At 62.1% G+C, this 26,097-nt stretch carries 33 protein-coding genes and 1 pseudogene; 4 read left to right on the forward strand and 30 right to left on the reverse strand.

The genetic code is table 11. The features are described from left to right. Nucleotides 1-22: 22 nt before the first annotated feature. Nucleotides 23-352 (forward strand): annotated as a pseudogene (locus tag ACY65G_RS29945) (helix-turn-helix domain-containing protein); the annotation flags it as partial. 57 nt (nt 353-409) lie between these two features. Here ACY65G_RS29945 and ACY65G_RS29950 read toward each other — a convergent pair. From ACY65G_RS29950 to ACY65G_RS29970, 5 genes are all read right to left on the reverse strand, one after another. Further along, nucleotides 410-658 carry a hypothetical protein gene (locus ACY65G_RS29950; protein ID WP_465000926.1) on the reverse strand — a complete coding sequence of 83 codons (249 nt, stop codon included), beginning with the start codon at nt 656-658 and terminating at the stop codon, nt 410-412. A gap of 347 nt (nt 659-1,005) precedes the next feature. Further along, the gene (locus ACY65G_RS29955) at nt 1,006-1,344 is read right to left on the reverse strand and encodes a hypothetical protein (RefSeq protein WP_465000927.1); all 339 of its coding nucleotides are present in this window, start codon (nt 1,342-1,344) and stop codon (nt 1,006-1,008) included. A gap of 16 nt (nt 1,345-1,360) precedes the next feature. After that, nucleotides 1,361-1,903 (reverse strand): hypothetical protein, encoded by a 543-nt coding sequence (locus tag ACY65G_RS29960; protein ID WP_465000928.1) that lies wholly within the window; start codon nt 1,901-1,903, stop codon nt 1,361-1,363. Nucleotides 1,904-2,367: 464 nt separating this feature from the next. Beyond that, nucleotides 2,368-2,586, reverse strand: coding sequence for a hypothetical protein (locus ACY65G_RS29965; protein WP_465000929.1), 219 nt, complete (start codon nt 2,584-2,586; stop codon nt 2,368-2,370). After that, nucleotides 2,586-3,245, reverse strand: coding sequence for a tyrosine-type recombinase/integrase (locus ACY65G_RS29970; protein WP_465000930.1), 660 nt, complete (start codon nt 3,243-3,245; stop codon nt 2,586-2,588). The genes ACY65G_RS29965 and ACY65G_RS29970 overlap by 1 nt, the downstream gene beginning before the upstream one ends. A 657-nt stretch (nt 3,246-3,902) precedes the next feature. Between ACY65G_RS29970 and ACY65G_RS29975 the strand changes: the two genes are divergently transcribed. After that, nucleotides 3,903-4,211 (forward strand): hypothetical protein, encoded by a 309-nt coding sequence (locus tag ACY65G_RS29975; protein WP_465000931.1) that lies wholly within the window; start codon nt 3,903-3,905, stop codon nt 4,209-4,211. A gap of 60 nt (nt 4,212-4,271) precedes the next feature. Continuing rightward, nucleotides 4,272-4,625, forward strand: coding sequence for a hypothetical protein (locus ACY65G_RS29980; RefSeq protein ID WP_465000932.1), 354 nt, complete (start codon nt 4,272-4,274; stop codon nt 4,623-4,625). Here ACY65G_RS29980 and ACY65G_RS29985 read toward each other — a convergent pair. Together ACY65G_RS29985 and ACY65G_RS29990 are read right to left on the reverse strand one after the other, a co-directional pair. After that, a complete protein-coding gene (locus ACY65G_RS29985) occupies nt 4,586-4,972 on the reverse strand; it encodes a tyrosine-type recombinase/integrase (RefSeq protein ID WP_465000933.1) in 387 nt (128 codons plus the stop codon). The genes ACY65G_RS29980 and ACY65G_RS29985 overlap by 40 nt on opposite strands. A 32-nt stretch (nt 4,973-5,004) precedes the next feature. Further along, a complete protein-coding gene (locus ACY65G_RS29990) occupies nt 5,005-5,799 on the reverse strand; it encodes a tyrosine-type recombinase/integrase (protein ID WP_465000934.1) in 795 nt (264 codons plus the stop codon). A 618-nt stretch (nt 5,800-6,417) separates the two neighbouring features. Here ACY65G_RS29990 and ACY65G_RS29995 point away from each other — a divergent pair. Beyond that, nucleotides 6,418-6,597 carry a hypothetical protein gene (locus ACY65G_RS29995; protein WP_465000935.1) on the forward strand — a complete coding sequence of 60 codons (180 nt, stop codon included), beginning with the start codon at nt 6,418-6,420 and terminating at the stop codon, nt 6,595-6,597. Between the two features lie 33 nt (nt 6,598-6,630). Here ACY65G_RS29995 and ACY65G_RS30000 read toward each other — a convergent pair whose 3' ends face one another. The 23 genes from ACY65G_RS30000 to ACY65G_RS30110 form a co-directional block, all read right to left on the reverse strand. Further along, a complete protein-coding gene (locus ACY65G_RS30000) occupies nt 6,631-6,984 on the reverse strand; it encodes a hypothetical protein (RefSeq protein WP_465000936.1) in 354 nt (117 codons plus the stop codon). 143 nt (nt 6,985-7,127) lie between these two features. Continuing rightward, a complete protein-coding gene (locus ACY65G_RS30005; RefSeq protein ID WP_465000937.1) occupies nt 7,128-7,484 on the reverse strand; it encodes a hypothetical protein in 357 nt (118 codons plus the stop codon). Continuing rightward, nucleotides 7,481-8,116, reverse strand: coding sequence for a glycoside hydrolase family 19 protein (locus tag ACY65G_RS30010; protein ID WP_465000938.1), 636 nt, complete (start codon nt 8,114-8,116; stop codon nt 7,481-7,483). The genes ACY65G_RS30005 and ACY65G_RS30010 overlap by 4 nt, the downstream gene beginning before the upstream one ends. Beyond that, complete coding sequence (locus tag ACY65G_RS30015; protein WP_465000939.1) at nt 8,116-8,541, reverse strand: hypothetical protein; 426 nt, start codon at nt 8,539-8,541, stop codon at nt 8,116-8,118. The genes ACY65G_RS30010 and ACY65G_RS30015 overlap by 1 nt, the downstream gene beginning before the upstream one ends. 76 nt (nt 8,542-8,617) lie before the next feature. Further along, nucleotides 8,618-8,839, reverse strand: a complete 222-nt coding sequence (locus tag ACY65G_RS30020) for a hypothetical protein (protein ID WP_465000940.1) — start codon at nt 8,837-8,839, stop codon at nt 8,618-8,620. Between the two features lie 11 nt (nt 8,840-8,850). Next, on the reverse strand, nt 8,851-10,089 hold the full coding sequence (locus ACY65G_RS30025; RefSeq protein ID WP_465000941.1) for a hypothetical protein: 1,239 nt from the start codon (nt 10,087-10,089) through the stop codon (nt 8,851-8,853). After that, nucleotides 10,089-11,003, reverse strand: coding sequence for a hypothetical protein (locus tag ACY65G_RS30030; protein WP_465000942.1), 915 nt, complete (start codon nt 11,001-11,003; stop codon nt 10,089-10,091). Before ACY65G_RS30030 ends, ACY65G_RS30025 begins: the two co-directional genes overlap by 1 nt. Continuing rightward, a complete protein-coding gene (locus ACY65G_RS30035) occupies nt 11,000-16,354 on the reverse strand; it encodes a tape measure protein (protein WP_465000943.1) in 5,355 nt (1,784 codons plus the stop codon). The genes ACY65G_RS30030 and ACY65G_RS30035 overlap by 4 nt, the downstream gene beginning before the upstream one ends. 22 nt (nt 16,355-16,376) lie before the next feature. After that, complete coding sequence (locus ACY65G_RS30040) at nt 16,377-16,643, reverse strand: DUF1799 domain-containing protein (protein ID WP_465000944.1); 267 nt, start codon at nt 16,641-16,643, stop codon at nt 16,377-16,379. A gap of 47 nt (nt 16,644-16,690) precedes the next feature. Next, the gene (locus tag ACY65G_RS30045; RefSeq protein WP_465000945.1) at nt 16,691-17,020 is read right to left on the reverse strand and encodes a phage tail assembly chaperone; all 330 of its coding nucleotides are present in this window, start codon (nt 17,018-17,020) and stop codon (nt 16,691-16,693) included. A gap of 90 nt (nt 17,021-17,110) precedes the next feature. Next, nucleotides 17,111-17,758 carry a phage tail tube protein gene (locus tag ACY65G_RS30050; RefSeq protein WP_465000946.1) on the reverse strand — a complete coding sequence of 216 codons (648 nt, stop codon included), beginning with the start codon at nt 17,756-17,758 and terminating at the stop codon, nt 17,111-17,113. 72 nt (nt 17,759-17,830) lie between these two features. Continuing rightward, nucleotides 17,831-18,178 (reverse strand): DUF3168 domain-containing protein, encoded by a 348-nt coding sequence (locus ACY65G_RS30055; protein WP_465000947.1) that lies wholly within the window; start codon nt 18,176-18,178, stop codon nt 17,831-17,833. Next, nucleotides 18,175-18,684, reverse strand: coding sequence for an HK97-gp10 family putative phage morphogenesis protein (locus tag ACY65G_RS30060; protein WP_465000948.1), 510 nt, complete (start codon nt 18,682-18,684; stop codon nt 18,175-18,177). Before ACY65G_RS30060 ends, ACY65G_RS30055 begins: the two co-directional genes overlap by 4 nt. Further along, nucleotides 18,681-18,986 (reverse strand): phage head closure protein, encoded by a 306-nt coding sequence (locus ACY65G_RS30065; RefSeq protein ID WP_465000949.1) that lies wholly within the window; start codon nt 18,984-18,986, stop codon nt 18,681-18,683. The genes ACY65G_RS30060 and ACY65G_RS30065 overlap by 4 nt, the downstream gene beginning before the upstream one ends. 3 nt (nt 18,987-18,989) lie before the next feature. After that, nucleotides 18,990-19,553 (reverse strand): head-tail connector protein, encoded by a 564-nt coding sequence (locus ACY65G_RS30070; RefSeq protein WP_465000950.1) that lies wholly within the window; start codon nt 19,551-19,553, stop codon nt 18,990-18,992. Nucleotides 19,554-19,555: 2 nt separating this feature from the next. Next, nucleotides 19,556-20,062 carry a hypothetical protein gene (locus tag ACY65G_RS30075; RefSeq protein WP_465000951.1) on the reverse strand — a complete coding sequence of 169 codons (507 nt, stop codon included), beginning with the start codon at nt 20,060-20,062 and terminating at the stop codon, nt 19,556-19,558. A gap of 49 nt (nt 20,063-20,111) precedes the next feature. After that, a complete protein-coding gene (locus ACY65G_RS30080) occupies nt 20,112-21,359 on the reverse strand; it encodes a phage major capsid protein (protein WP_465000952.1) in 1,248 nt (415 codons plus the stop codon). 92 nt (nt 21,360-21,451) lie between these two features. Then, a complete protein-coding gene (locus ACY65G_RS30085; protein WP_465000953.1) occupies nt 21,452-22,192 on the reverse strand; it encodes a head maturation protease, ClpP-related in 741 nt (246 codons plus the stop codon). Then, a complete protein-coding gene (locus tag ACY65G_RS30090) occupies nt 22,161-23,477 on the reverse strand; it encodes a phage portal protein (RefSeq protein WP_465000954.1) in 1,317 nt (438 codons plus the stop codon). Before ACY65G_RS30090 ends, ACY65G_RS30085 begins: the two co-directional genes overlap by 32 nt. After that, nucleotides 23,477-25,138 (reverse strand): terminase large subunit, encoded by a 1,662-nt coding sequence (locus ACY65G_RS30095; protein ID WP_465000955.1) that lies wholly within the window; start codon nt 25,136-25,138, stop codon nt 23,477-23,479. The genes ACY65G_RS30090 and ACY65G_RS30095 overlap by 1 nt, the downstream gene beginning before the upstream one ends. A gap of 2 nt (nt 25,139-25,140) precedes the next feature. Next, a complete protein-coding gene (locus ACY65G_RS30100; protein ID WP_465000956.1) occupies nt 25,141-25,620 on the reverse strand; it encodes a terminase small subunit in 480 nt (159 codons plus the stop codon). 96 nt (nt 25,621-25,716) lie between these two features. Then, nucleotides 25,717-25,935 carry a hypothetical protein gene (locus ACY65G_RS30105; protein ID WP_465000957.1) on the reverse strand — a complete coding sequence of 73 codons (219 nt, stop codon included), beginning with the start codon at nt 25,933-25,935 and terminating at the stop codon, nt 25,717-25,719. Next, nucleotides 25,935-26,097 (reverse strand): HNH endonuclease (locus ACY65G_RS30110; protein WP_465000958.1); only part of this gene is annotated, 163 nt, incomplete at its 5' end. The genes ACY65G_RS30110 and ACY65G_RS30105, both read right to left, overlap by 1 nt.

The following is a 26,097-nucleotide window of genomic DNA, read 5'->3' on the forward strand; positions in this document are numbered from 1 at the left end:
ACAAGTTGAGTGGGGAACCGGAGTGATCGACGTGGCACTACTAGGCATTATTCGACGCTGGCACATTCGTGACCAGGTCCCCCTTAGAGAGATCGCCAGACGCTTAGGCATCTCAAGAAACACTGTCCGGCGCTACCTGCGCGAGGAAATCACCGAGCCGGCCTACACCGAGCGGCGCTCGCGCAGCGCAATCGACAAATACTCGATTCAACTTTCAGCCATGCTCAAGACCGAGGCAGCACGATCTAGAAAGCAGCGGCGTACGCTAAAGCAGATCCATGAGGACCTGAAGGAATTGGGATTTGAGGGTTCTTACGACAGGGTTGCAGCGTTCGCGCGGGTGTGGAGGGAGGGTCAAACTGAGCGGGTCAATCCATCAAGCAAACGAACAGGTGTCCAGTTTTTCCGCTTAAGTCTTGATTAGAGTTAAGACCCGCTTGGGACCGTCCATTTTTACATAGCGCCAGGTCGTCAACCCTATCGCCATTGCAACTTTCTTGGCCGTTTCTTTATTGCCGAAGCCAGGGACGACTTCAAAATCAAGCACATCTACGAGGTCAAAGTCGCCTTTTGCGAATGCGGAAATTCCTCCGCGGCGGCTTGTATCAACCACATACCATTGCACCTTCGTTCCAATCGTCGCGAGCAAATACGCCATGCTTTTCCGTTGTGTTAAGGTGCGCGGAGCAAGCGCATATTTACCTGCTCACTGGCCTTGCAAACCGGGCAGGTGACCACCGGACCACCAAGTGCTGCGCTAAGCCCTTCTCGCTCAGTGGCAACCCACGAGTGCCCGCAACGGCACGTAACCTCAGCTGCCCGGACACCTACTACTTGGCGCGCAGAACTTCCAATTTCCTTGCTGCCTTGAATGATATGGTCGACACGACCGATGACAAATTGTGGTTGCTGAGACATACAATTCTCTACGGCTGCCGGCCGACTGCGGGCGCCCAATGCCAGGCGCGGTTTTCCGAAGGTCGACGCCGTGCAGTTCAGGCGCCGTTATTTCTTGAGAAAGTGCGCAGATATGAAGTTACCGCCCACCCCGCCGGCAATTAGCAACATGATGTTCGCTAGCATGCCGATAACGGGCTTATCTGCTTCCGATGTCAGAAGGTATTGGCCAGCGAATACCACATAACAGGTTAATGCGATAAGGGTTACACCCCGCGTAGCCAGGTCCGATTTTTTCATCTTGGCAAACAATAAAAAGACGCCAAGCCACGCATAAATCCACCAAGCTATGCCGCTGATGTTGGTCACATAAGCGACAAAAAGCGGGCTTACCATCAAAAGCAACAAGGAAATAGCCATCCAGCGTTGTAGGTTTCTAGGGAGCATACAATTTTCCTCGAATTTAGAGCACTGAACGAGCACCCGCCCATAGCAGCTCATACGCGTCAATCTTTAGCGCCGCAGTATCATCTGCTCTGACGATTTCTGCTGGCGAACGCTTCGCAAAGTCTTTCAATGATTGAGTCAGCGTCCAGGCTTTCGTGCCGTCCACGAAAATAGCCCTGTCGTGAAGTGTTTTCGGTGCGGAGACCCGCGCTGCGACTGGTCGGTGAGTGCCGTACTGGGCCGCCCATTTTCTAGCCGCAGGGGCAAACGTGGCTTTGCATGCTGCCTCATCCGCCAGCAGCCGCAAGGTAACACCGTCCTTAACAGAAACCCCAAATTCTGTCAGTGCTGTTTCGTCCATGTAAGGGTCAACAATCATTACATCCTGCGTCGCCGCCCCAAGTATCTTTGAGAGCGCCGCATATGCATCGAAGCTGTTCCCAACCGCGATAAACGCACCGGACATAGACTGTGGAGACCGGAGCTCACAGTGCGCCAATGCCCGGTATAAAATTTGGAAAATCTCAGCAAGTCCATTCCCGTAGACGCCGTCTTTCAAGCTCCTCATCGCCGAAGTGAATAAGGTGGCATCCATACCGGTCGATACCCCGGCCTCTACTACTAACGCGTGTGCCCTGCCGAGCCACTGTAGACCTTCTGGCGTGCGGAATACGCTCGTATCTGTAGTGCTAGGAGCGACCTCAAGCAATCGCCCCAATTGAGTGTACAAAAAGCCGTAATCTTTGGAGTTCAAAGTAGAGATTCCCCGACAAGATATTAAACTGAATAGGCGCCGACGCAGCCCCGAAAGTAATAATCCGAATGGACCTTTTCGACCGCTGTTATCGCCGCCTCAAGACTGCGAGACAGAACCGTAAATTCATAGTGCCGGTTCCGCGCATAGTGGCCATACGCAGAGAAATGCAAAACGAACTCGGTCATACGATTTCCCTACCGTTCTGGCGCCGCACTATGCGTCACCCCATGCTTTGCATCATACCGTTGGTATCAACGGTATGCAAGCTATTTCAACATTTCTTTCGCCTTCTCAGCAACGAGTTTCAGGAGTACGTCATTCCGACTGGTACCGATGCCGGCGGCGACTAAGGCATCCAGCTCGGCCAGCTCCGCAGCCGTTTTGAAACGTACCGTAAAGGCCGCGCCACCAGCCTCTTTGATGCCCGCGGTCATGCGGCTGCTGCGCTGCGTGCTTGTCTTGTCGTAGGGGTCTTTTTTCGGCATCAAATGACCCTCGCAACGATTGCGCCCAAGCGGACAGGATCGGCGTTGATTAGGCGCTTCGTGGCCGTCAGCGTTTCATGGCCGAGCAGCTCGTTGATGTGTCGAAGATCGAAGCCGTTGTTCGCCAGGCGCACAGCAAAGGTACGGCGCCCCGACATCGCGCTTGCGCCCTCGATGCCGGCTTGGAGGTGCAGCTTGCGAAAGAGTTGGCTGAGTGAGTCGCATGAGTAGCTAGGAGTGCCAGAGCGAGTCCGGCGCTCGATCAGCTTGTACGGCTGGCCTTCGCCGGTCAAGAAAAGAGGCCCGTCCGGGTCCAGGCCCCGGAATGCGGTAGCCATAGGAGTAATCCCCTGGCGTTGGGCCGTGCGGTACGCAAGATATGCGTCCATCGCACTCGTTACCTTCGCGTTCGACCAGTAGATCGGGCGCTCCTTGCCGTTATAAGCGATGGCCGCGTCAACGCAGGACTTCACGCGCACAGACCCGTTGCCATTCAGGTACGAACGAACGGGCATCCTAGCGATCTCAGTGAGCATCATCCCGGTACCGTACACGGTCGTGAGAAGCGCGACATTTCGTAGAGGCGACTCCCCCGAAATTCCCGCGACTTTGAGCAAGTGCCGTAACCGACCTTCCTCGATATAGGGCGCTTTCGCCATTCGTTTTAAGCTTCCTGGGTGTTCTGTTCAGAGGCATTATCAGAGCAGATTACCCGGAAACGGTATCGATAGCAAGGCAACAAGCGCAGTCCTCGGAAAAGCCGCTTCTGCAAGGTGGACCGAGGAACGGCATCGTGCTTAGGCCAGATAGTTGTGAGCTAGGTCGTCTTTGAGAAGTTAGCGTATTACGTTTCCGCCAGCGCCGATAAGGTGTGCTGCGCAACCGCAGGTTGCGTGATGTGTGAGAACGCCCTCGGGGTCGCGGGGCCTCCCCGCGCATGCCACTTTGCAATGCTCTTGGCAAATTCATGCCAGCGGGTACCGTTTTCAGTGCAGTTGAGAAAACCCGACAGTGGAAGCGGCAGTGCCCCGTCAGCGAAAGTGTCAGCATTCGACAGCGAAAGCGTTAGTGAACCGCCAGTGCATGGCCAGCGAACCGACAGTCCATTGACAGCAGTCCGACAGTGGCGCATCAGCTGGCCTCGAATTTGCTCAGTGCTCCGCGCCAATGAACTAGAAAGTAAACCGCCGCCGATCGATCATAACGCTGTGTGCTTGGCTGCAATTCGTACGACCGCGCACGATCGATCTACTCCTTGCTCCCACATAAAGGTGCTAACGCCTCTTTCGATAACATGTCGCCGCAAGGAGGTGGCCATGAGCTCAGTTTCGGAATTCCTTGCACGCCAACCCAGCCGTCCAGGCAAGCTCGGCAAATGGCAAGCCGAGATTATCGAATTGCGCCAGGCAGGCGCCTCGTTGATCACGATTTGCCGTTTCCTAGCTGAACAGGGAATCACGGCCAAGTCAGGCGAGGTGCACCGTTTCCTGCAACGTTGCGGCAGGCAGGAAAAAGTGAAAAGTTCAGGACGTAAGCCCGTCAAGCCAGCGACTCCTGAGCAGACAAAGTCGCCTGGCCTGCCGAAATTCGAATGGAAGCCCGGCAAGCCCGAAACACCATGGTGATCCATGACCCGGCCGCCGTCATCGACAATGGCACATCGACGTTCGTGCCCTGATGCCTACATGGTCAAGAACCACGTTATTGATGTCTTGCGTGAAGCCGGCCGGCCGGTACTTCTGCACTACGTGCTCACGGGTGGCCAAGCATTCGACGACACGCTTGCGGGCCTGAAAAGCGTCCTGGAGGCGCATGACGCACCAGTGCTGGTATGGCTAAACGAGTACTTCGGTTCCATGTGGAAGGATGACCGGTCCTTCACCGACTTTCGCCTCTACGAACAACACCAGCACAGCATCCGCGGCATCATTCATACACTGCTCAATTTGAAGGTATTACCGAACTGTCCCGCATGTGCTAATCGGGACAGCTTCCGCCCTCAGTCGACCAGCCCATTGCCGTCGCCCTCGCAACAATAATTCGACCAAGCCTGCATCAGGGCAATCCTCTTTTCGAGCAGATCGCCACGTCGATACGCCGCCTCGACTTTGTTCGGCAAGCTATGCGCCAGCGCGTGCTCGCAAACCTCCCTCGGAAACGCATTCCCAATGGCCTCGGAACACCAGTCCCGGAACGTCGACCGGAACCCATGCACCGTGATATCGGTGCGCCCCATACGCCGCAGGACCGCCGTCAGACTCATGTCGGACAAGGCCAGACCGATATCCCTGCCAGGGAACACAAAGCCGCTCGAACGCGGCATCACGCTCAGTATCGCGATGGCGCCGGTCGATAATGGAACCCGATGTTCCTTCCCTGCTTTCATGCGCGCCGCCGGTACGGTCCACAAGGCGGCCTCTAAATCGATCTCGGTCCAGGTTGCCCCCTCACCTCGCCCGACCGGCAAGCCGTCAGTATCGCGAATTCGACGGCACGTGCCGAGACACCCTCACGCCGGCGCAGATCCACCATGAACAGCGTCATCTCGCGCCACGGCAAGGCAGGATGATTCTTCACGGGCGCCAGCCTGTTTGGATCGGCCAGCAGGTTTTCCAGATGCCCGCGCCAGCGGGCGGGATTGTCGCCCTGCCGATACTTCTTCACAGTAGCCCAGTCAAGGATGCTCTCGATCCGGCCACGCAATCGTCCCGCCGTCTCGGTGCGGATCTGCCAGATCGGCGCCAGCACCTTGACCACCAGGTCCGTATCGACGGCCGCCACCGCCAGCGCGCCAATGACCGGACTGGCATATCCTTCCAGCGTGCTTTCCCACTGCTTCGCGTGTTTGGCGCTTTTCCAGCTGTCGCGATGCGCGGCGATGTAGGCTGCGGCGCACTGGTCGAACGTGATGCGGGTGGCCTGTTCGAGAAGTTGCGCCTCGCGCTCGCGTCGCCGCTCGGCCAGCGGATCGATGCGATCCTGCAGCAACAGGCGGCAGGCCTGCGCCCTGGTCCGCGCCAGGGCAAGATCCACGGTATTGATCGAGCCGAGACCCATCTCCCGGCGTTTGCCGGCCAGGTCGTAACGGAATACCCAGCTCTTCGAGCCACTACCGGAAATCTGCAGCCATAGCCCGCCGCCATCGCCGTAGTGCCCCGGCTTGTCGAGATTGCGGATCTTTATTGGAGATAACTTCCTGATGCTGGAACCCATGCCGCCCTCCTCTATCCACCGACCTACCCACTTCGACAGGCAAGAAATTGCACCGTTCCCGCCACATTCACGGCGGAACAAGAATAAGCGGGCATCCGGACGAACGTGGAAAAGCCCCGAAGCTCAATGATCGGGATGTAGCAAGGGCAAGGGTTTGTTGAAAGTCGAAGCGCCTGGATAACGCAAGGCCGTTTACGGGATGGCGGATTTCCTACCCACCTTTCACGGCGGATTTTCTACCCACCTCCGTACCCACCTTCCGGTGCTGGAAGGTGGTAGATTCAGCCGGACGCTGCCGGACGTCGAAAATGGTCACTTCTCCTATGAAAAGACGAAAAAAAGCCCCATCGTGTGGGGCTAGTCTTCAGTTCGTTTGGCGGAAGCGGTGAGATTCGAACTCACGAACGGCTCACACCGTCGGCAGTTTTCAAGTCCATGGGCTTTCCGATATGGATCAGCTACTTGTGCCGTTTTCACTTCCGCAACATAGGCGCGTTTGCCGCTTCTAACGCATTGATTTTATTCGGCACCGTATCGGCTTGCGGAAACGATATTGGGATGCTGTTGAGCGTCAAGACGCCGTGATGCGCCTGCGGCAAACTGCACCTGGAAGGCACCATGGAACCAGACTTCGACAGGCTCAACACACGCATGCGCAACCTCGTCGACGAGGCCCTGCGCTGGCTCGCCGTGACCAGCCGCCGCGCGACCGCTGATGATCTGTGCCGCCAAGGCGTGCCGCTACGGGTAATCGGCCGCGTGCTGGATGCCGACGGCAGACGACGGCCGTCAGCCTGAGAGCGGATCCACCGCCATCAGCGGCCGCACCAGCTACACCTGCTCGACGTGCACCGGCGCGCCGCCCTGCAGTTGCACCTCGTAGCCGCTCAGCACGAACCCGCGCGCGTCGGCCTTCTCGATCGTTGGATTGAACAGCGGCTTGCAGACGGAGCCCGTGGCCACGCTGCCCGGCCGAATCACCTCGGCCATGTGCGAGGCGCCGCCGCCACTTCGGTGGCGCTGTGTCGGGCCCAAGACAAGGTAGCCCTGGAATGGCACCGCGGCCTTGAACTCGTCGCCGGTGATGCGCTGGCCGTCGCGGCGCAGCAGGATCACCGCGACCGGGAGGCCGGGCGTGCGCTCGGAACGAGGCGTGCCGCTGTTGAGATGGCTGGAGCCGGACATAGTTGCCTGTGGAAATACTGTATGCCCGAACAGTATAGCAGGCGCCCTACTCTACCTTCTGCCCGGCCAGGGCCGCGGCCCGGCACACGTTGTACTGCCCGGCCACCTGAACGAGCTTCGTCGTCGTGGCGCCGAACGACGGATCATTCAGCGGCGTCAGCTCCGGGCACGCCGCGATCACCAGCGGGTCCGGCCCGACCGGTGAGGGCTTCGTTAATGTTGCGCAGCTGGTCAGGGCCGTGCACGCAATCACGATAGACAGGGCGATCGCGGACGATCGTTTCGACTCGCCCCTGCACGGTGGTATTGCGGACAACCATTTTTGAGATTGCATTTGCCGCCCCTTCCATGGCGAGTTTGCGGGTGTCGATGACGGCCTTGTCGACGGCGGCCTGTTTGGCGATCTCGCCATCGCGGCCGACGCCGGTGCCGTACCAGAACGCGCCGCCGGCCGTGGCCGCCCACAGCACGGCGGCGCCCAGCAGAATCCACGGGTTCACGATAGCACCTGCAGGCAATGACGCGTCAGGCGCTGGCGATCAGCGAAGCCGACCGAATCGCCCACCCGCTCCGTGCGCCGGCCGATGTTGATCAGGTCGCTGATCGCGTCGACGTCGCCCCGGTCGGCCAGCGTGTTACAGCCGGACTTCCACCAGAACCAGGCCGCCGAAGTGGCCGCACCGTTCACGGTCGACAGCCAGGCGCCGACGTCGCCGGTGATGGCCAGAGCCCCGGCCACGTCGCGGTGGTTCGCCTTGCCGGTGATTTGGATCCAGCCGGCGCCGCGGTACCGCCAGCCGTCGCCGCTCTTGGCGTCGCCGTTTCCCATCCGGTTGGCATACACGTAGTTCGCCAGCTTCTCCGGGTTGCGCTGGTACTGCGTGGCGATTTCGATGCTGGGGAACCGGGACGGCCACACGTCACGCAGCCGCGAGGCGCTGTAGCTCATGCCCTCGCGGAATCGCTCCAGGCGGCCACTCTCGTGCACGATCTGCGCCAGGAAGTGCGCTGCCCGCTTCGGCGTGTTGATCAGGAACCGGTCCATAGCCGCGTTCAGCGCGGCGGTATAGACGCCAGCCGCCTGGCCGACGCTCGGCGCGATCTTGAGCAGTTGTTCAGCAGTGATATGCATCACAGGCCCTCCCTTACGCTACGGACGTCGGCTGCAACCTCGCGCGCCAGCTCGCCCAGGTCTTTGCCGCGGCGCCGCTCGAGCCACAGCACCAAGGCGCCGAGAACCCACCAGGCGCCCAATGCGGCAAGCACAAGGAATGGCGCGCCGATCCACAGCAGGCCGACAAGCTCGGTACCTGCGTACTGCAGACCTAACGCGCGGGCGGAGTCGAACAGGCCTGGCCACAGCGAATGCGCCGCCATGGCGAGAAGCGGGCCGAAGACGAATGAGCTTGCGAAGGAGCACGCGCAGCGCGTGAACGCCTCACGCAGACTGCGCGGCCACATCAGCACCAGGCCGAGCGCAGTGCCCAAGGCCGACGCGATGACCGCCGCGCCGAAAAATTTGATTGCCGCTGCGCCGCCGGCCGTTTCGAGACTCATGGGGTGAGCTTTCATAGATGGGAAAAGAAAAAGCCACCCGGAGGTGGCCTTGGTTGATGCGGAAATTGAGGGCGGGTTACTGCGGATCGACCGGTGCCGGATCTGCGGGCGGCTCATCCGGAGGAGGCGGCACGTAGACACGCCACGTGCAGTCGACCTGCGGCGCGTACCAGTCAGCGAAACAGCTGGAGCCGCAGATCATGTTGACGCGGTTGCCGTCGGCGTCGAGCAGCTCGATGTGGTCGAGCACTGGCTCGTCACCGGTGCATGGGTAAGGCGGGGGTGTAATAGTTTCCATAGCTGCTTTCTTTATCGAATAATGCGCAGAATGCCGGGCGTGCCATTGGAGGCGTTACCGGTAGCACTCCCGGATTCGGAGCCGCCACCGCCGCCCGCGCCGTACCCGACAGCAAGGCCGGCGCTGTTGACTATTACCGCCCTGCCGATGCCGCCCCTGCCCAGCATGGAGTCCGCGCCGTTTCCGCCCTTCCGAGGGAAGTTGACCAAAGGCTGGCTTACGTATTCGTACAGGGCCGGGTCATCACCGATCTGTCCCGGAATATTCAGGTCGCCACCGGTCGCCACGCCGCCAGCGCGCAGAGCCAGCGTGGCTGAGTTGATGAAGCCCTGCACCTTGCCGCCGCCGGCGGTGAGCGTGCCGAAGCCGGGCACGGTGAAAGCAGAATCACCACCATCGGTGCCGTTGTTATTCGCGCTGGTTGTGCCGAGCCCCGTGGCGCCTTGGGTGTACGTGCAGACCGTACCGAGCGGAACGTTGCGGAAGGTTTTCTCGACATAGCCGCCGGACGATCCACCGAACAGCTGCTTGCCGCCCGATCCAGGCCCCTGCAGTACCACCTTGAAATCCTCTGCGTCGGTCACCCAGGTGCCGCCGGCCGTCATGTTTGTTTCGGTGAAAGGTCGGCCGCCGCCGAGTGGGCCTTGCGGACCGCGCTGGCCTGTCACCGAGATGTTCCAGTTGGTGACCGTGCCGGATCCTTCGAACGTCACCACGTCGATCGAAAGCCCGGTACCGCTGTAACTGTTGACGGTGCCGTAGATGGCGCGTGCCGCATTGCCGGCGTCGACCGCCTTGATATTCACCCCGGGGACGAACTGCTTGCCGCCCTGCACCACAAACGCCTTCGAGCCGCCGCCGATCGTGTTCGACGTCGTGCTGGTGGCCGTCAGGCCCGTGGCACTGCTCGCCGCAGCCGTTGCACTTGTGGCGGCTGCTGTCGCACTACCTGACGCTGCTGACGCACTGTCGGCCGCCTCGCCCGCCTTCGTGCTGGCTGTGGCGGCACTGCCGGCCGCCTCGGATGCCTTCTGCGTCGCGGTGCCGGCGGCGGTCGTGGCCGTCGTGGCGCCGGCCTGCGCAGCATCGGCCATGACGTTCATCTGGCTGGCTAGAACGTTCATCTGGTCGCCGCCCGGTTTTAGGCGCGCCCAGCCGTCTTCGCTGCGCTCGTTCCAATTCACAGGGTCCGCGCGGGTTGGCACGTTGATGCCGTCGAAGGCTGTCACATCAGTTTGTGGGTATGGCATTAAATGAATCCTCGCACTTGCAGGTTGTAATATGATCCAGCACCGCTCTGCACCGTCATATCGAAGTCCTCCTTGTCGCCCAGCACGTTGAGTGTGCGGAACTCGCCCGACATCGACCACAACAGCGTGTCGCCGTCGTAATCGACCATGAAGCGGTTCACCTCGTCGACCAGGTGATTGCGCAGGAACACCTGGCACGACACGCGACGGGCGGCCGGCCGGCGCGTTTTCCTCACGCCACCAAAGCCGTCTTCCCGGTAGCTTGTATTGCTCTTGGCCCGGAAGCTAACGCCGCTTTGCACCTTGCCCAGTACACGCGATTGGCCGACGACGAGCGTGCCGCACTTTGCCGTGCCCCCGGGTTGGTTGATCCGGACACGCAAGGTCGCACCGGGATACCCAGGCAGGTCCGGCAGTACCAGGTCCGTGTCGCGGATGATGTCTTCGTTGAGCCATTCCGACCAGGAGAACACGTTGTCCAGCAAAAGGTCGGAATGGCTTGAATGGATTACCGTCGCTCCAGCCGTCACCGTGATATCGACGCTCGCCGCGTCGAGCCCACCGAGGTACAACGAATCGAAGCGAACGCCGCTCAGCGTGACGTCGATCAAGTTCGCACTGCTGGTCGCGGTGTTATTCACGGCATCAAACATGGCGAAGCGGTTGGTGGCACCCACCTCGATCCACGGCGCCGGCGTGCCATTCAGATTTTCTTCAGGCACCTTGCCCGTGCTGGCGGCGCCGGCCTCGTATATCCTATGGGTCGTATCGCGCCGGCGAAGCATGCCGATCGTGCACGCTTCGGTTGCATTCCAAAGCGGCACTGTCTCGGCCACGTTCGATTCCGACAACCTGGCGGCCACCGCCACTAGGTCGTCGTCAGTCCAGGCAGGGCGAATCACTCGCAGTGTCATGCAATTACCTCCTCATCGCGTGTATTGCCGGCAACCTCCTCCGCAGCATCAGCGCCTCGCTTCGTTTCCGCGATCAGCCGTGATACGCCAGTCGCCACGACCTTTTCAAGGCTCTCCAGGCGCCGCTCGATACCGTCGAACAGGTTGCGGCTCGCGTCGTTCGAATAGATGCGCGAAGGTCCGGTGTACTCCAGCTCCGGTCCAGCCTCGCCGACCACTCGCCAGCCGCCAGCATGTGAGCCACCCGACTCAAAGCCGGGGACCAGTCGCTGATACTCCGCGCTGTTCTTGATGCCTGCGGTAATGTCGCCCATGCTCCAGCCGCTGGCTGCTTTGTCCATCCAGAACGACAGGCCTGCTGCCTCGGCATCGCGACCGAGCAGCGAGTTGTACAGACCGTTGATCTGCGCCGTGTTCGACTGGTCGCGGATGATCGAGTTGCCGCCGGCCGCACCGATCGCCGACGCCAGCGCAGCCAATGCCGTTGGTACGGCCAACACACCTTGGTTGATGCCATTCAGAATGTCGATCTGCGTTTGCGCATGGTCGATGATGCCGTCCAACCTAGACATCTCAGCTTCGTACTGGCGTTGCATCACGTCGCGCTGATCCTCCAGCGCGCGCAGCTGCTTCTCAGCAATCGTCAGCTGGTCGTCCGTCAGGCCCGACAGCTCCGCGATGTCGGACGCCGTGTGTGCGTAGTCGCGGGCGTAGTCAAGGAACGAGGCGAAGTCGTCCTGGCTACTCGCGGTAACGCGGCTCAGCACGGTGCCGAGCGTCGCCGCATCGGGCAGTATGCCCCCGGCCTTGGCAGCAGCCAGCATCTGTCGAAGCTGATCTTGCGCCGCGGCGCGCGTGCCGACCTCTTGCCCAGGCGCTGTCATTCCCGACAGTGTATTGCGCAGCGTGCCCGACAGGTTCGACAGGCGCTGCACAGAATCGCCAGCCGACGCGATGCTGGCCTCGATCGTCCCCATGGATGCCTGATAGGCGTCCTCCACCGCTTTGCGCTGCGCATCGACGGAACGGTGCACGGCATCCATTGCCGTGTCGACTGCCGACAGCAGCATCGCGGCATTGTCCTTGAGCGCCTGCAGCGCCTCGGCGGCTTTATCCAGTGCCTCGGCTGCTGCCTCGGCTTCCGTTGCTGCTTTCGCGTCCGCAATCTGCTGCATGTAGTCGGCCACCACCTTGAACTGCGGCGCGATCGCCATCAGGCCAGCGTACGACTTCGCCCCAGCTTCGGTCGCCAGCGCGCCCGACGACGCCAGCCCCATCACCGCGGCCTTGAATTGTTCGGAGGTCGTGATGCCGGCATAGCCCAAGGCGGCCATCTGCTCGGCCACCTGCTTTTGCACAGGCGCGATGCGCTCGGCATCGGTCAGGAAATTGGCGTTGAAGAAATCGACCTGCGACGCCAGCGCTTCGATGCCGCCAGCCAGCGTGATCAGCCTCTCGCGCGCTGCAATCGACGCCAGCCCGACCGCACCGAAGGCCTGCTGGCTCGTCACGCCAAGCGCGTTGAGCACCGCGTCCGTCCCCATCACCTCGGCTGCCAGTCGCTGCAGTGTCGTCGACGCCGTCTCGCCCGATTTGGTGAATGTGGCGATGCTCGGCACCAAGTAGGTCGCCAGATCGTTGCCCAGGCCGGCCAGCATGTCCGTCACCTGCTGCTCGCGCTTCGCCGTGTCCTTGTCCCACACGATATCGATCGTCTTGGAGAAGTTCGCCATGTCCACGCCGGTGATGTCCAGCACCTGGCCGAAGCTGGCCGTCGCGCTCTTCATCTGGCCGAATGCCGTCGTGATGCTGTCGAGGAATTCGCTGTCGATGCCCGACGCCATTGCATACCGCTTGTCGGAGCGGAACACGCCCCCCTTCTCAAGGATGTTGGCGTAGTTGTGGCCGTATGCGCCGTTCGCGTCGAAGCCGACCTTCACGCCCGACGTTTCGATCTCGGGATTCTTGCGGCCGAACAGTTTCGACACCGGGGCCAGGCCGGAGAGGATATTCGCCGTGCTGTCGCTGAACCCGAGCTTGCGCGCCAGTTGGTCCACCAGATTGATGCCGCTGCCCAGGTTCTGGCCGAGCTTGTTGACCGAGCCGTTGTTGAAGTCCCAGCCCTGCTTGTACAGACTGTTCGACATGTTCATGCCGGCGATGATCCAGCCGATCACAGGAATGGCCGATGCCGCGCTGGCGCCCGCACCAGCAGCTCCACTCATTGCGGACCCTGCACCGCCATACAGTCCGTTACCGAACGAGGTCATGGCAGCCGACCCGAACGTTTCTCCCAGAGTGGTCACCATGCTACCAAGTGAAGTCGTGAAGCCGCCGGTGAATCCGGAATAGATGGTTTTACCCATGCCGATCAAGTCCATCGTACTGCCGAAGCTCGATCCTCCCGTGTTAGCAGACTGGAACGCCGAGGTGAGCGAAGACGACATTGGCTGCAATGCAGCCTGAATCGTCGGCCGCAGGATCATCGTCTTGAACATGTTGATCGTGGCGTCGCGCAGATTTTCCGCAAACGACTTGCCACTCTCGAAGCCGCGCATCAGGGCGTCGGTCAGCGATTCTTCGATGGAAGCGGCGGTACGCTTCCAGGCCTCCTCCGCTTCCTTGGCGGCCTTCGCCGCGACTTCGCGCCCATCCACTTCCTTGAGCGCCTCGACACTGCGTTTCTTCAGGTCGATCAACGTGCGAAGATGTTCGATATCGTCGAGCACCATCCCTTGGGACTTTGCTTGCACCAGCTGGTCTTCCAGGCGGGCCAACGTCAGCTCCTCAATCTGCGCCTTCGTCAGCCCATAGGTCGCCGCAACCTGCACGTTGCGATCGGCCTCCTGCTGCGCTGTTTCGATCTCGCGTTTCCGTTCGTCCGCCAGCGATTTGTACAGCTTCTCGACTTCGGCCTGCCCGCGTGCCGCGCGCTTCTGCGACTCGATGACGCTTTCATTGGCCGCGAGGCCGCGCACCTTTTCCTCGTACTCGGCCTTTTGGGCGGCCGTCAGCTTCAGCTTGCCGGATGCCAGGCCTGCCTCCAGCTCGACCTGCATCTTCTGCGAGTCGGTCAACGGCTTCAGGCCGGCGGCTTCGCGCGCGGTCTGCGCAATGCGCTCGTCGATAGCCGTCTTGAGGTTCGCGTAGGCGCTCGCTTCCTTGTCCGCACCACTCTTCCGCTCTTCGAACGCCTTCTTGATGCGCTTTTCCAGCTCCGGAGTGAACGCGGCGCCGAGTTCTTCGCGCGCCTTCTCCAACTCCTTGGTCATCTTCTCGGCATTGTTTGCATATTTCAGCATCCACTCGCCGGCAGTTTTCTTGTTCCGGTTGTTGGCGTCCACCTCGCTCTCGCGATTGAACGCCGCAATTTTCTCGGTCAAAACTCCGTATTGCCCGCCCAGCACTTTCAGGATTTCGGTGCGGGCGGCAAGGCTTAGGTTCGCATAGTCGCCTTCCGCCTTAGCGACCCGGTCGATTTGGGCGACAACCTCTGCCAGCTTTTCGGCGCCGGGCGCCTGAATTTCAGCAGGCTTGAAGCCAATTTCGGCAAGGCGGTTGCGCTCCTTGATCTTGGCGATCTGCTTATCCAGGCTGGTAATGACTTCTTCGGTGGTTGCCTCTGTAGTCTCACTGACATCTTTTCCGGATTTCTCCGCGGCTTCGCCCCACACCGCCCATGCAGTAGCCGCTACGCCCAGCAGAGCAATGACGGCGCCGACTGGCCCGCCCAGCAGAGCCAGGGCGCCGCTTGCTGCGCGTCCTGCTACGGACGCCGCGCCTATGGCTGAAGTCTGCGCGGACAAGGCCGCAGTGTGAGCAGCCGACGCTGCGGCCGCGCGCGTCTGCGCCGGGATCAAGCCGTTGGTGGTGATCGCCAGGGCGACAGCACCGTCAGCAGCCAAGACGGACGCACGAAGCTCCGCCACACGGGCAGCGGCCAGCGCCGATGCTGATGCGGTGGCCGCCACATCAGCACGCGCCGCTGCCAGATTCGAAGTGAGACGAGCCTGGTTTGCCGCAGCATTGGCGTAAGCGTCGCGAGTGGCTGCAGCAAGCGATGCTCCTAACTTCACCGCGGCAACCGTGGTCATCGCACCAGCTGCCAAGGTTAGATTCTCGGCGAGCAGGTTGATGCTGCCGGACAGCGCCGAAACGACGCCATTCGACTGTGCAGTGGCGCCGACCATCTCCAGAATGTTGTTCTTCAGGACAGCGTAAGCCCCAGCGATCGACTCGACGGACTTCGCTTCGCCGCGTAGAGTACCAAGGGCTCGAGGCAGAGAGTCAGCGAGGACCGCCGTGGTCAACTTGCCCTCTTCCGCCATCTTGCGCAGAGCGCCAATCGGCACGCCCATGCCATCGGCCAAGGCCTGCATCAGGCGTGGTGCGGCCTCGTTGACGGAGTTGAACTCGTCGCCACGGAGCGTGCCGGACGCGAATGCCTGCGACAGCTGCAGGATGGCCGACGAGGCCTCTGCACCGCTCGCCCCCGAGACCTTGAGCGCGAGGCTGACGGTCTCAGTGATGTTCGCTACCTGCGCCTGTGCCAGGCCTAGCTCGCGCGTGCCCTTGGTGATGTTGGCGTACAGGCTTGCCGTGGCCGAAAGGTCAGCTTGAGACGTGGTCGCAATGCGACGAACGGCGTTCTGTGCATTCTGGAACTCGGTTTGGCCTTCGGTGGCCAGGCGCAATTGCGCCACGTATTTCCCATATTCGTCCGACAACTGAACGATCGCCGCCACACTACCGCCGAAGGCGATGGCAGAGATTGCCTGAGCCATGCCGCTGAACGACTCGGTCGCCCCGCCAGCGGCCTCTTCTGCCTCACGCAACTGCTCGATGAAGGGGCGCGCATCTTCGGCAACGCCCAGTTGTTCAGCACGGAGCGCTGCCAGTTGCGATGCCGTCTTGCCAATGCTCTCAGCTTGCGAGCGCAGGCCGTCCATGAATCGACTGCCGGCCTCCAACTGGCGCTGCGCCTCCGCTGCCGCAGCAGTCTTTTTTGTGACGGCGTCCAGCTGGTCCAAGTACGGCTTGAGGGCGGCGACGTTCAGGCCGCGCGAATTTGCGAGCGCCGCATAGTACTCGGCACTCCCCTTCGCGCCCGCGCTCATCGCGGCGATGGTACGCTGAATCGAGGCGGCCATGCTCCGCGTCGCAGAATCGACACGACCAGCAGCCACAGTTCCACCCGAGCCAACCTCGTCCAGTGCTGCACCACCACGACTGCCCAGCGCATCGAGTGTGCGGCCAGTCCGCGTGACAGCAGCATCTACACGTGCCAGGCCCGCTTCCGCTCCGCTGCCGTCTACCGCTACCTCAATACCAACGCGTGGCGTGTCGCTCATTGAATTCTCCGCTTTCTACTGCTTACTTCGGTCGACTGCTCCTGATTTGATGGAGAGCTGCCGCCTCCATGATCTGGATATCTGCCTCGAGTTCGTCGTACTTGCCCGGCGAAAGATTCATCCGGTCCATCTTCCGGAACAGCACGTTGTAATCGAGCCCGCAAGGGCCGTTGTCGCGGCGCCACTGCGTCTGCATGAAATGGAACAGGTCGAATGCCTGGCACGTGTCCGGCCAAACAACGATTGGATCCTCGTCATAGTCTTCCGGCGAGAATCCGGCCTGCTCCATTTCCTCTTCCGAGGGAGGGAATGTGTACATTGCCCTCGCGAGCTCTTTCAGTTTTTTTGGCGAGCGCCGGTTTGCTCGTGCAGGTAGGTGTTCAGGATCGCCGTGCCCGAGCCGATGTAGCGATCGACCATCAGGCCCACGTGTTCAGCATCGAACGGTTCATCCAGATCCCAGCCGCTGGCGATGTTGAGCACCAGATCGACGTCCGTGCGGTTTTCGTCCGGCTCGGCCAGGCCATCCATCAGCTCGCGGAAGGTCGCACGGTCGCGGTGCTTAAAAGTGAACTTCACGTCCGCGGTGCCTTTGCCCGGAACCGGAATTGCGACGATCGCATCGAAGGTCGGGGATGCAGTCAGGGAGAATTTGATTTTTGCCATGATGATGTGCTTTCGTAGGTGAAAAAGACCCGGCAGGAGCTACCTGCCGGGCTGGAACCCGCCATAGGCGAGCAAGGCAACAAACGGGTGTTACGCGGCGTAGCGGGTCAGGCGGTTGTTGCCGTTGAAGGCGACGGACACCTGGTTGATCTGGCCGTCCTGCAGCTTCACGGCTTCATTCAGCGCGACGGTGCACGGCTGCAGGATGATCGAGCCCGAGCGGGTGACCATCTTCAGGCAGGTGTCGGTCTGCACCTCCGTCAGCGTCTTGCAGGCAGCGTAGCTGGCAGAGTTGATCGCGTCGGCGTCCAGGTTCATGGTGTAGCTGGTGGCCGAGAAACCATCGTTGATCGAATACTCGACGTCCGATTCCAGGAACTTGTAGGTGACCGTCTTCGGCTCGCCGCCGCTCGATTGCGGGCTCATCACCGAGGTAATCTGGGTGAAAGTCAGCACCTTGCGCACCGAGCCCAGGCCGCCGCCGAGTGGGAAGAAGGTGTTGTTGGTAGTGTCCTGCCCCTCCAGCGCGAAGGTATCGGTAGTCACCGACTTCACCCGGAAGTTGCGGCGGTTCAGACGGCCCCAGCCCGACGTGATCTCGACGATATCGCCGTTCGCAAAGCCGTGGCCTGCGCTGGTAACGACCGCCTCCGTGGCATTGCTGACGATGGTGGTGGTTTTCGCCGGGCCGTAGGCCGAGGCGACGAAGAAGGTGGTGCCAGTGGGTACCTGGGCCATGTGATTTCCTTTCAATAGACGAAAAAATAGCCGCGTGAGCGGCTACTGCATTACCCGAACGGGTGGTGAAACTTAGTACCAGAGGCTGAAGTCCTGCCTTGTGCCCTTTGCTCGACTCTCGTCGTCATACATCGCGACGCGCGCCGAGAGCACCGTTGGCTGAAGTTCGCGCGCTCCGCGAATTGCTCCCTCGACCAGAGCACCGAGATGTGATGCCGCCGCCCTGGTCACGGCCCATACATTGATCTGCACGCGGGCGTTTGAGCGGTCTGGAATAGAGCCGTCGGTATAGTTGATGACCTCGCCGCCCACCTGGTGGTACGTGATGTAAGGAAGTGCGGCGTCTGGCGCTACATCAGGGAACACGCGACCGGGCGCCAGCGGCTCGAGCGCGGCAGTGATTTGCGATTCCAAACTCATGCCCCACCCGTTCCTTCCCCGAGCGCCTTGGCAAGCTCAGCCCGCATTGCATCGGTGGCGGCCTGGCGCTTCGAGTCCAAGGCTGGACGAATGAATGGCTTCGGCTCGACCCGCTTGCTACCAAACTCCAACTCTTCAAGCTGCCGATGCCGCTTCCAAGTGATCCGCTTGTTGGTTTTCCTCCGGACGATCTTGTGACCGTTCTCGACGAAGCGCCAATAGAAGGCGTCGCCGTCATTGCCGAACTTGCCCGCCCGCACCATCACGTAGTACGTCTGGATCCGCGCACCGTCCGACTTTTCTTCTACGTGCTTGACAATGATGTTTCGCACCACAGTTCCGGTATCTGCGTTCGCCAGGGCGTTCTGCCTTGCCTCGTCACGAAGGACCGCGGCGCCGGCGAAACCCGCCTTTCGCAGCCCCGACTCGCTCACCGCTTTCGACACCTGGTCGATCGCGCCTCGCATGCCTGAAAGGAAGGCTGATGTGTTGATACTCATTGTCATAATGCCCTCCGAATGCACATCAACAAGGTGGTGTCGCGCCCCTCATCGAGGGATGCCTTGATGTCGTAAATCAGATCGCCGCGCAGCACGCGCATGTCCGACGTAATGTCGCTGCGGCGCCAAATGCGGATCTTGGTAGTGACCTCGGCACGCTCAGCGCCGGCTGCGACAAACTCACGCCCGCTGATATCGCGGATATCGGCCCAGACCTGCACTACATTCGTCCAAGCATCGATGCGTTCACCATTTTCATCGCGCGAAGTGCCAGGCTGCTGAATTGTGATCTTGCTGTTCTTCGCCATGGGTCACCCGTAGACGGTGAGCGAGGACAGCATGCGGCCCAGCTGCTCCACGGTCGGCGCGTGTAACGGCGGGCAGTACTCCAGCTCGAGGCGCGCCAGGATGTACTGGCGGGCCACGTCGGGCGTCTGGGTCGGATCGGTGCCGTGGCCGGCGGTGCATTCAATCCGCACCGCGCGGCGGCGCGCCGCTGTCGCTGGCCAGTTACCTGCCACCGGTGCCAGAAACGAGCGGTACCGTTCCACGACCACCTCGTAGGCGGAGGGCGGCAGCACCTGCTCTACGCCCGCGCCATCGACGTACACCACCGACTGCGCCGCGCGCGCCGGGTGCGGAAGCCGAATGGTTGGCTCGTGGCCGGGACACTGCGGAAACTCGTCCAGCGTGACCCGCCAGCCGGACTCCATCAAGCAGTGACCGGTTTCGTGCTCGACCTCGGCAATCAAGCCTCGCAACGATAGATCGAGCTGCGTGTCCAGCCCGTCATCGGCCGTTGCGCGGATCTTCTCGCGCGCGTCATCGAGGGATACGGCCAGCACGGCGGCCGGCGCGGTGCACACTGCTGCCATGGTCAGGCCTTCAGCGATTCGGCGTAGGAGACGGCGGCCGGATCCGTGTCGATCACGTCGCCCAGCGTTGTGACCAGGTCGGCTTCGACTTCGATCACGTCGTCTGGTGCTCCCAGGTTGCAAAACGCGAGAACGCGAGCGCGCACGGTACGTGGCGCGGCTGCAGGGGGCGGATCGATGGCGTCATCGACTCCTGTGCCGCGTGGTTCGGCCTCGACGACGCTAGCCCCGAGATCGGGCGATGGACCGGCGTCAGCTTGCTCCACCACGGCAGCGGCCTCCTCGATCGCGGCGGCTTGCTCCTCGACTGCATCTGCTGCGACTGCGTTGTCGGCCGGTGCGGGCGCCTCGCTGGCGGTCGGTTCGGTAGCGGCAGCACCGCTATCCAGCTCGGGCGCTTGGACAGCCACCGGTTCCACCGTGGCGCCACTGTCTGCCGGCATGATCGCCTGGTCGACGGCTGTTGCCGCCGGTGCGCTCGCGGCGCTGGCTTTTGCTACTTTTCCCATATCAGGTCATTCCTTTCATTGCGGCCGGCTGCCCGGCCGCAGCTGGTCATCAGGTTGCCGAGTTCTGGAAGTACTTGATCGCGCCGCCGACATCGACCAGGTTCGCGCCGGAGCGGCAGAAGGCGACGAAACCGACCTGGCCAGCCTCGGTGTACTTCGAGTCGGTCATGCGGAACAGCGTGACGTCCATCACGTCGCGGATCAGGTACTTGCTGAAATCGCCGAACAGGACTGATTTCGCGTTCGCCGCCATCGAGGCCATGTGCTGGTTGATCACGATCTCGCGGCCCAGCAGGCGGTCCGGAGCGCCGCCCGGATTGCCCTGCTCGTAGCCCGGCACGAAGATCGGACGGCCATTTGCGTCCTTGATCTTGCGCAGAGCCTTGAGCGTGTCGTCGTGCATCATCCAGCGGCCGGATGGGCGGTAGAACGGATCGACAGAGTGTTCGAGGTCGACCAGATCGTCGTAGGCCACGGTGACCGTGGAGCCGGTGGCACCGATCTTGCCGGCGGATGCTGCCGTCACCATGCCGCGCGGTTGGTTGGCACCCGTGCCGACCGTGTGGTGGCGGTTCTGGATACGGCCAAGGCGCAGGCGCAGCACCGTCTGGATATATTCCTCGATGTTGAACATCGAATCCTGCAGCAGCTCGAACGGCAGCGCGATCGATTTGGACGTGTACTTGTAGACGTCCATCGATGCCTGGCCGAAGGCGGTGTCACCGGTGCCCGCCGGCTGGTTCTGGCCGACGATCGCGCCTTCTTCCTGCGTCGAGTCGGCTGTCGGGAACAGCATCTGCGCGCCGGTCGAGGTGCGGATGCCGGTGGCCACGCTGCGCACGGCAAACATCGCACGCATAGCCTCGTACAGGGTGCGGCTGAATTCGGTCGCGACCGTGTAGCCGCCCTCGGTCCCGTTGGTGGTCGACATGGCGCCACGGATGTCGGGGTTGACGCGGTTGTTCATGGCGGTCCGCTGTTCCGCCGTCAGCGCGCCAAGGCCGCCGCTCAGCATCGCGCGCAGCGCGGTGGATTCGTCGGTCTGGCCGCCGCCACCGCGCAGTGCTGCATTCAGCGCGGCTTCGTGCTCGGCGCCGGGGTTGTCGCCGGCCAGTTGTGCCAGGCGCTGTTCGCGGGCGATCTCGTTGTCGATCGCCTCGACTTCGGCCAGGAAGCCGTCCAGCTGCGCGGCCTCGGCGGCCGGCATGCGCTGGTTCGCCGGGTATTTGTTGTTCAGGTCCTGCGCCTTCTTGGCAGCGGCGGCGCGCTGTTCGCGCAGTTGTGCGAGTTTCGACATGAATTTTCCTCAGGGTTTGGTCCGCTCTCGCGGCCGGTGGGACGAAAAAAAGCCGCCTCGGTGGGCGGCTGGTTGTTGGCGCGAGAGCGCGATTACTGCTGCAGGCGGGCCAGCATGGCGATTCGCTGCTGCTGGCGGGCCCGGTGTTCGCCGGTGGCGATATCTTCAATACCGGGGGTGTTGTTCTCGATCTTCGGCGCCTTGGCATAGGCGCTCATGTTCCACGCTGCCTCCGCCTTCGTGCCAGCACTGATACGATCGACCAGGCCGGCGGCAACTGCCTCCTCCGCGGAGTACCAGGTCTCGGCATCCATCGCGGCGCGTACATCCTCGACCTTCATGCCGCTTTTCGCTGCGTACTGGCCGGCGAGCGTGCCGTCGATTTTCGACAGCAGCGTTACCGTGGCCGTCAGGTCGTTCGCGTTGCCCATCGCCCACGTCCAGGCGTTGTGGATCATGAAGAATCCGCCTGGGGCAATCTCGACCTCGTCGGCCGCGATCGCGATCACGGTCGCCGCGCTGGCGGCATAGCCGTCCACGTGGGCCACCACCCGGGCGCCGGTGTCGCGGATGGCCTGGCAGATGGTCTGTGCGGCAAACACGTCGCCGCCGGGGCTGTTGATCCGCAGGTGCACGGTGCCGCCCTTGATCGCTCGGATCTGCGGCACCAGCGCCTCGGCGGAGACGCCGCCCCACCACCGAGCGGTTTCCTCGTCGGCAACGATCGAGTCGTAGATGTAGATCGTCGTGTCGCCGCCTTCGGCGGCAATTCGCGACTGCGGCAGCCGATCAGGCCGGGTCTTATTGCTCGCCAGCAGTTTTTGCAGGGGCATCCTTGGCTCCATTGAATAGTTGATCTCCGCCTTCGACAGGCGGCATATTTTCGGCGCGGCGCACCTGGTTCTGCGTCATCCAGGCGGGCTCACCGGCACGGCCCAGCGCGATCCGGTATGCCTCCGCACGCGCCTTCATATCCCCACTTTCCAGCGCCTCGGTTTCGTGCGCTACGAAATAACGCTGGCGCACCGGCCAGAGCTTGCGGTTCAGCTCTTGTCCGATCGGCGTCAGGTGCCGGCGCAGGGTGTAGCGCACGAAGTTGCCGCCCTGCTCCGCCATGCCGGTCCCCCAGCTGCTGGCCTTCTCGGTACTTCCGATCATGTGCGGCGGCACGCCGAGGATGGCGCAAATCTGCATTACACCGAACATGCGAGTGCCCAAGATCTCCGCGTCCTTCGAGTTCACACTCAGCTGCGCGGGTTCCAAACCGCCGGTCAGGATCAGCGGACTGCGGCTGCCCGGCCCGCCCATACGGGAGCGCAGCGAGGCTTTCAGCATCTCGAGCAGCTCCGGGTCGGGCTTCGACGTCATCTTCAGGGCGTAATCGAAGTTGCCGCCGTCGTTGAAGAACCTGCCCGTGAACGCATCGCCGGCCAGCGCGGCGCCGACCACTTCACGCGCGGCGTGCGTGATCGGGCTCGGACTGACCAGGCCGTCGTATCCCAGGCTCGGGATCTGGATCATGTCCGCCGGGTCCAGCACGTACGATGCGCCGATTTCCGGCTGCACGCGGTACCACTTGCGGCCGCTGGTATCGCGGAATGGCTGGACCCGCAGCGGGTGGTGTGGCAGCCAGCCAATCACCCGGTTGCTGGATGGACTCGGGCGCAACAGCTCGGCAAACGCATCGCCGTAGAAGCATTTCGCGCTGATCATGTATTCCCACGCCGCCGCGGCCGTCATGTCCTCGTTGGCCTGCTCGTTGAGCATCCACCAGTAGTCGTGCGAGACCTTTTGCCGCACATCGCCTGCCCGTTCGAACACGCCGATCGGCAGCGTCGAAATGGCACCGGCCAGCAGCGACACGCAGGCGTAGACAGTTGAGACACGCATTGCAGTGTCGGCGGTCACCGCCATACCGGCGGACGACGTGGCCGGCATCCCGAAGATGCTTGCCAGCCTATTTGCGTCAAAGCCAGCCTCATGGCTGTTCTCGGCGGCAGCCACGACGGCAGGCGCTAAGCCTGCGCGTGTCGCAGCGCCGTCCCGCTCTGCCAGCCAACTGCCCAGCACGCGCGACTCGTGGCGCGCGGCTTCGAGGTTCAGCAGTGTTCCGGTCATCAAAGGTCCAATACGATAATTTCAGGCATCACCTCGACACCTGGGTTAAGAGCCATCAGCGATATGGAGTTGAGCATTGCCATCAACGGGTCGATCTTCGCCGTGCCGGATATCTGCTTTGTGATCAGCACTGCATTCCCGCGCGGCTCGACCCGGGCATTTCCCACGCACCAAGCCATGAGCAGCTGGCCGGCATGCACCAACACGCCTTCGGCCAGCTTCCGCTCGGCAGTCTTAATCGCGCCGGTCAGCTTCCAGCCCTGCGATATCCCGACGATCTTCTCCTCCGGCACACCCGCCTCGATCATCGCGTCCAGGATGCCGCCCAAGCCGCTGGGGTCGACACCTATTTTGTCGAGCTTGCCGGACGCTTCCATTTGCCCCGCCAAGTCGGCCACGTGGGCCACGTCGTCACCGATCCGCTCCACCAGCGTCAGGTCGCCAGCGGCGGCGAAATCCCTCAACATCGGGGCGATATCCTTGCGGCGCTCCAGAACTGAGGGGTGCGCCCACGCGTGCCCCCACGTCAACCACCGCCGCGTGGTCTTGCAGCGGCCGGTCGCGTTGAAACCCAGCAGATCGTCCAGGCCGCCGCCGTCGACGCCGGCCGTCAGCACCTCCGAACGCTCGATCAACTCCTCCAGGCTGAACACCGGGATGGCAGCCTGCTCCCAGAAATCGGCGCCTGCCCAGCGGTCCGACCGCAGGTTCATGCCGATTTCGACGTTCAGGTGCTTAGCGAGGAAAGTCTGCAGCGAGCCGTCCTGCTTGTGCAGGTACTTCCGCAGTTGGTCTTCCAGCCATACCGCACTGACCGAGCGCCCCATGTTCGGGTTCGTGATGTAGAAGTTCTCTGGCTTGAGGTACGCCTTCGACTTCAGCATGTGATCGGGAAACTCGTAGAGCACGCCGAGCGACTTGGGGTCGTGGATCTTCCCGTCACGCACATCCCGGTAGTACTGCAGCTTCTCCTTGAACACGCCGGCTGGCGGCTCCTGGCTCTGCGTGGTCAGGTAAATGACCCAACCTTCGTTGCGGGACACTTGGCCGCCGGTGGCTTCTTGGAACATCGCCTCGGCATTGGCATTCTTGCCAAACAACCAGTGCTCGTCGACCAGCACCCGGCCCGACTTCTTGCCGGACACCGTGTCGGTATCAGCCGCTACCACCTTGAGCGACGCCTTCGATACGCGGTGCGTGATCGTTCGGATGTGGTCCTGCACCTGGAACAGCTCGAGCAGCTCCGCGTCCGCGCGCACCATCGCGGCCGCCGGCTTGAACGAGTTGTCGGCAACCTCCTTCGTCGGGGCCAGGATCAGGTGCTCCTCTCCATCACGCCAGCACAGGATCACGGCCGTCAGCATGATGCCGGCGGCGATCGTCGATTTCGAATTCTTTTTGCTGATCAGCAGGTAGAACTCGCGAATCAGCTGGTTGCCCGTCTCGGCGTCATACGCGCCGAAGATTGCTGCCACGAAGTCGAACACCCACTGTTCGCACACTTCGCCGAACGTCGGCTTGCCGGGCAAGTCGACGACCTTCAGCTCCTTGAAGATCGCCAGCGCGCGCTCCGCTTCGTCAGGGAAGATCGGCGGCGGGATGATCGACTGGCGTGCGACCAGCCGTTCCCACCAGTCCTGGCAGGCTGTGCTCCATTCCATGGTCATACCTTCTTGCCACCGTTGGCGGCCAGCCGCGGCGCGGCGGCCTGGCTGAATCGGCCAGCGACTTTCTCGGCGGCCTGCTGCTGCTGTTCCTTTTTGCCACCCTCGCCGAGCTTCTTGTGCTCGAACGGCAGCAGACTCTTCGCCGCGTCGACCCGTTGCTTGATGTCGACCATCGGCTCGTTCATGACAGCCTTCAAAAAAGCCTTCGGGTCGGAGTGGTGCATCAGCGATGCGAGATCGAATGGTGGCCGCTCGGGTTTTGCAGGCGGCGCGGCGGCCGCCTTTCCTTCGGCCCGCTTGCGCACCTCTTTTGTCCGCTCGGCCAGGTAGTTCACGACCTCCGCGTCTTTAACAAGTCGCGATCCTGCGGCCGAGGCGGTCGCCGCGCTGTAACCGGCTGCGATTGCCGCATCCTTATTCGAGAGACCGGCCAACTTGGCATCGGCGAAGGCCCGCTTTTTGCCTGTTAAAGCCATTAACAAATTCCTCCAAGGGGGAAATTTTCTGCGCGTGAGATACAGTGCGGTGTCCAGCTGAGAAGTGCTCACAGTTTAAGCACCCCCCCCTTGGGGTCACCGCGTGGGCACTGCGGCGCCGGCTGGGATGACCTCGACGCCGAGGCCCGGCACGACGATCAGTCCCTTCACGCCTGGCGGCAGGACGCGCTTCACGTGCGCCTGCATCGCTACCATCTGCTGCGTGGTCAGGCGAGTTGCCGACGAGACCAGCATCGTGTCACCGGGGCGCATGGTCAGCTTCGTGATCGTCACGTCGATGTCGTCCAGGTTCATCAGTAGCCCCTTGCTCGTTCGACTGCTTCGCGCGTCGTCTTGGTGTCATGGCACGGGATGCAGAGCAGTTCCTTGTTCTCGGGCTCATCGGATCCGCCAGCCCACAGCGGCTTGATGTGGTCGACCGCGCTGCCGACCGTCGTCTTCCCCTGCCGCTTGCAC

Source organism: Pseudoduganella sp. jia 12 (assembly GCF_055502675.1).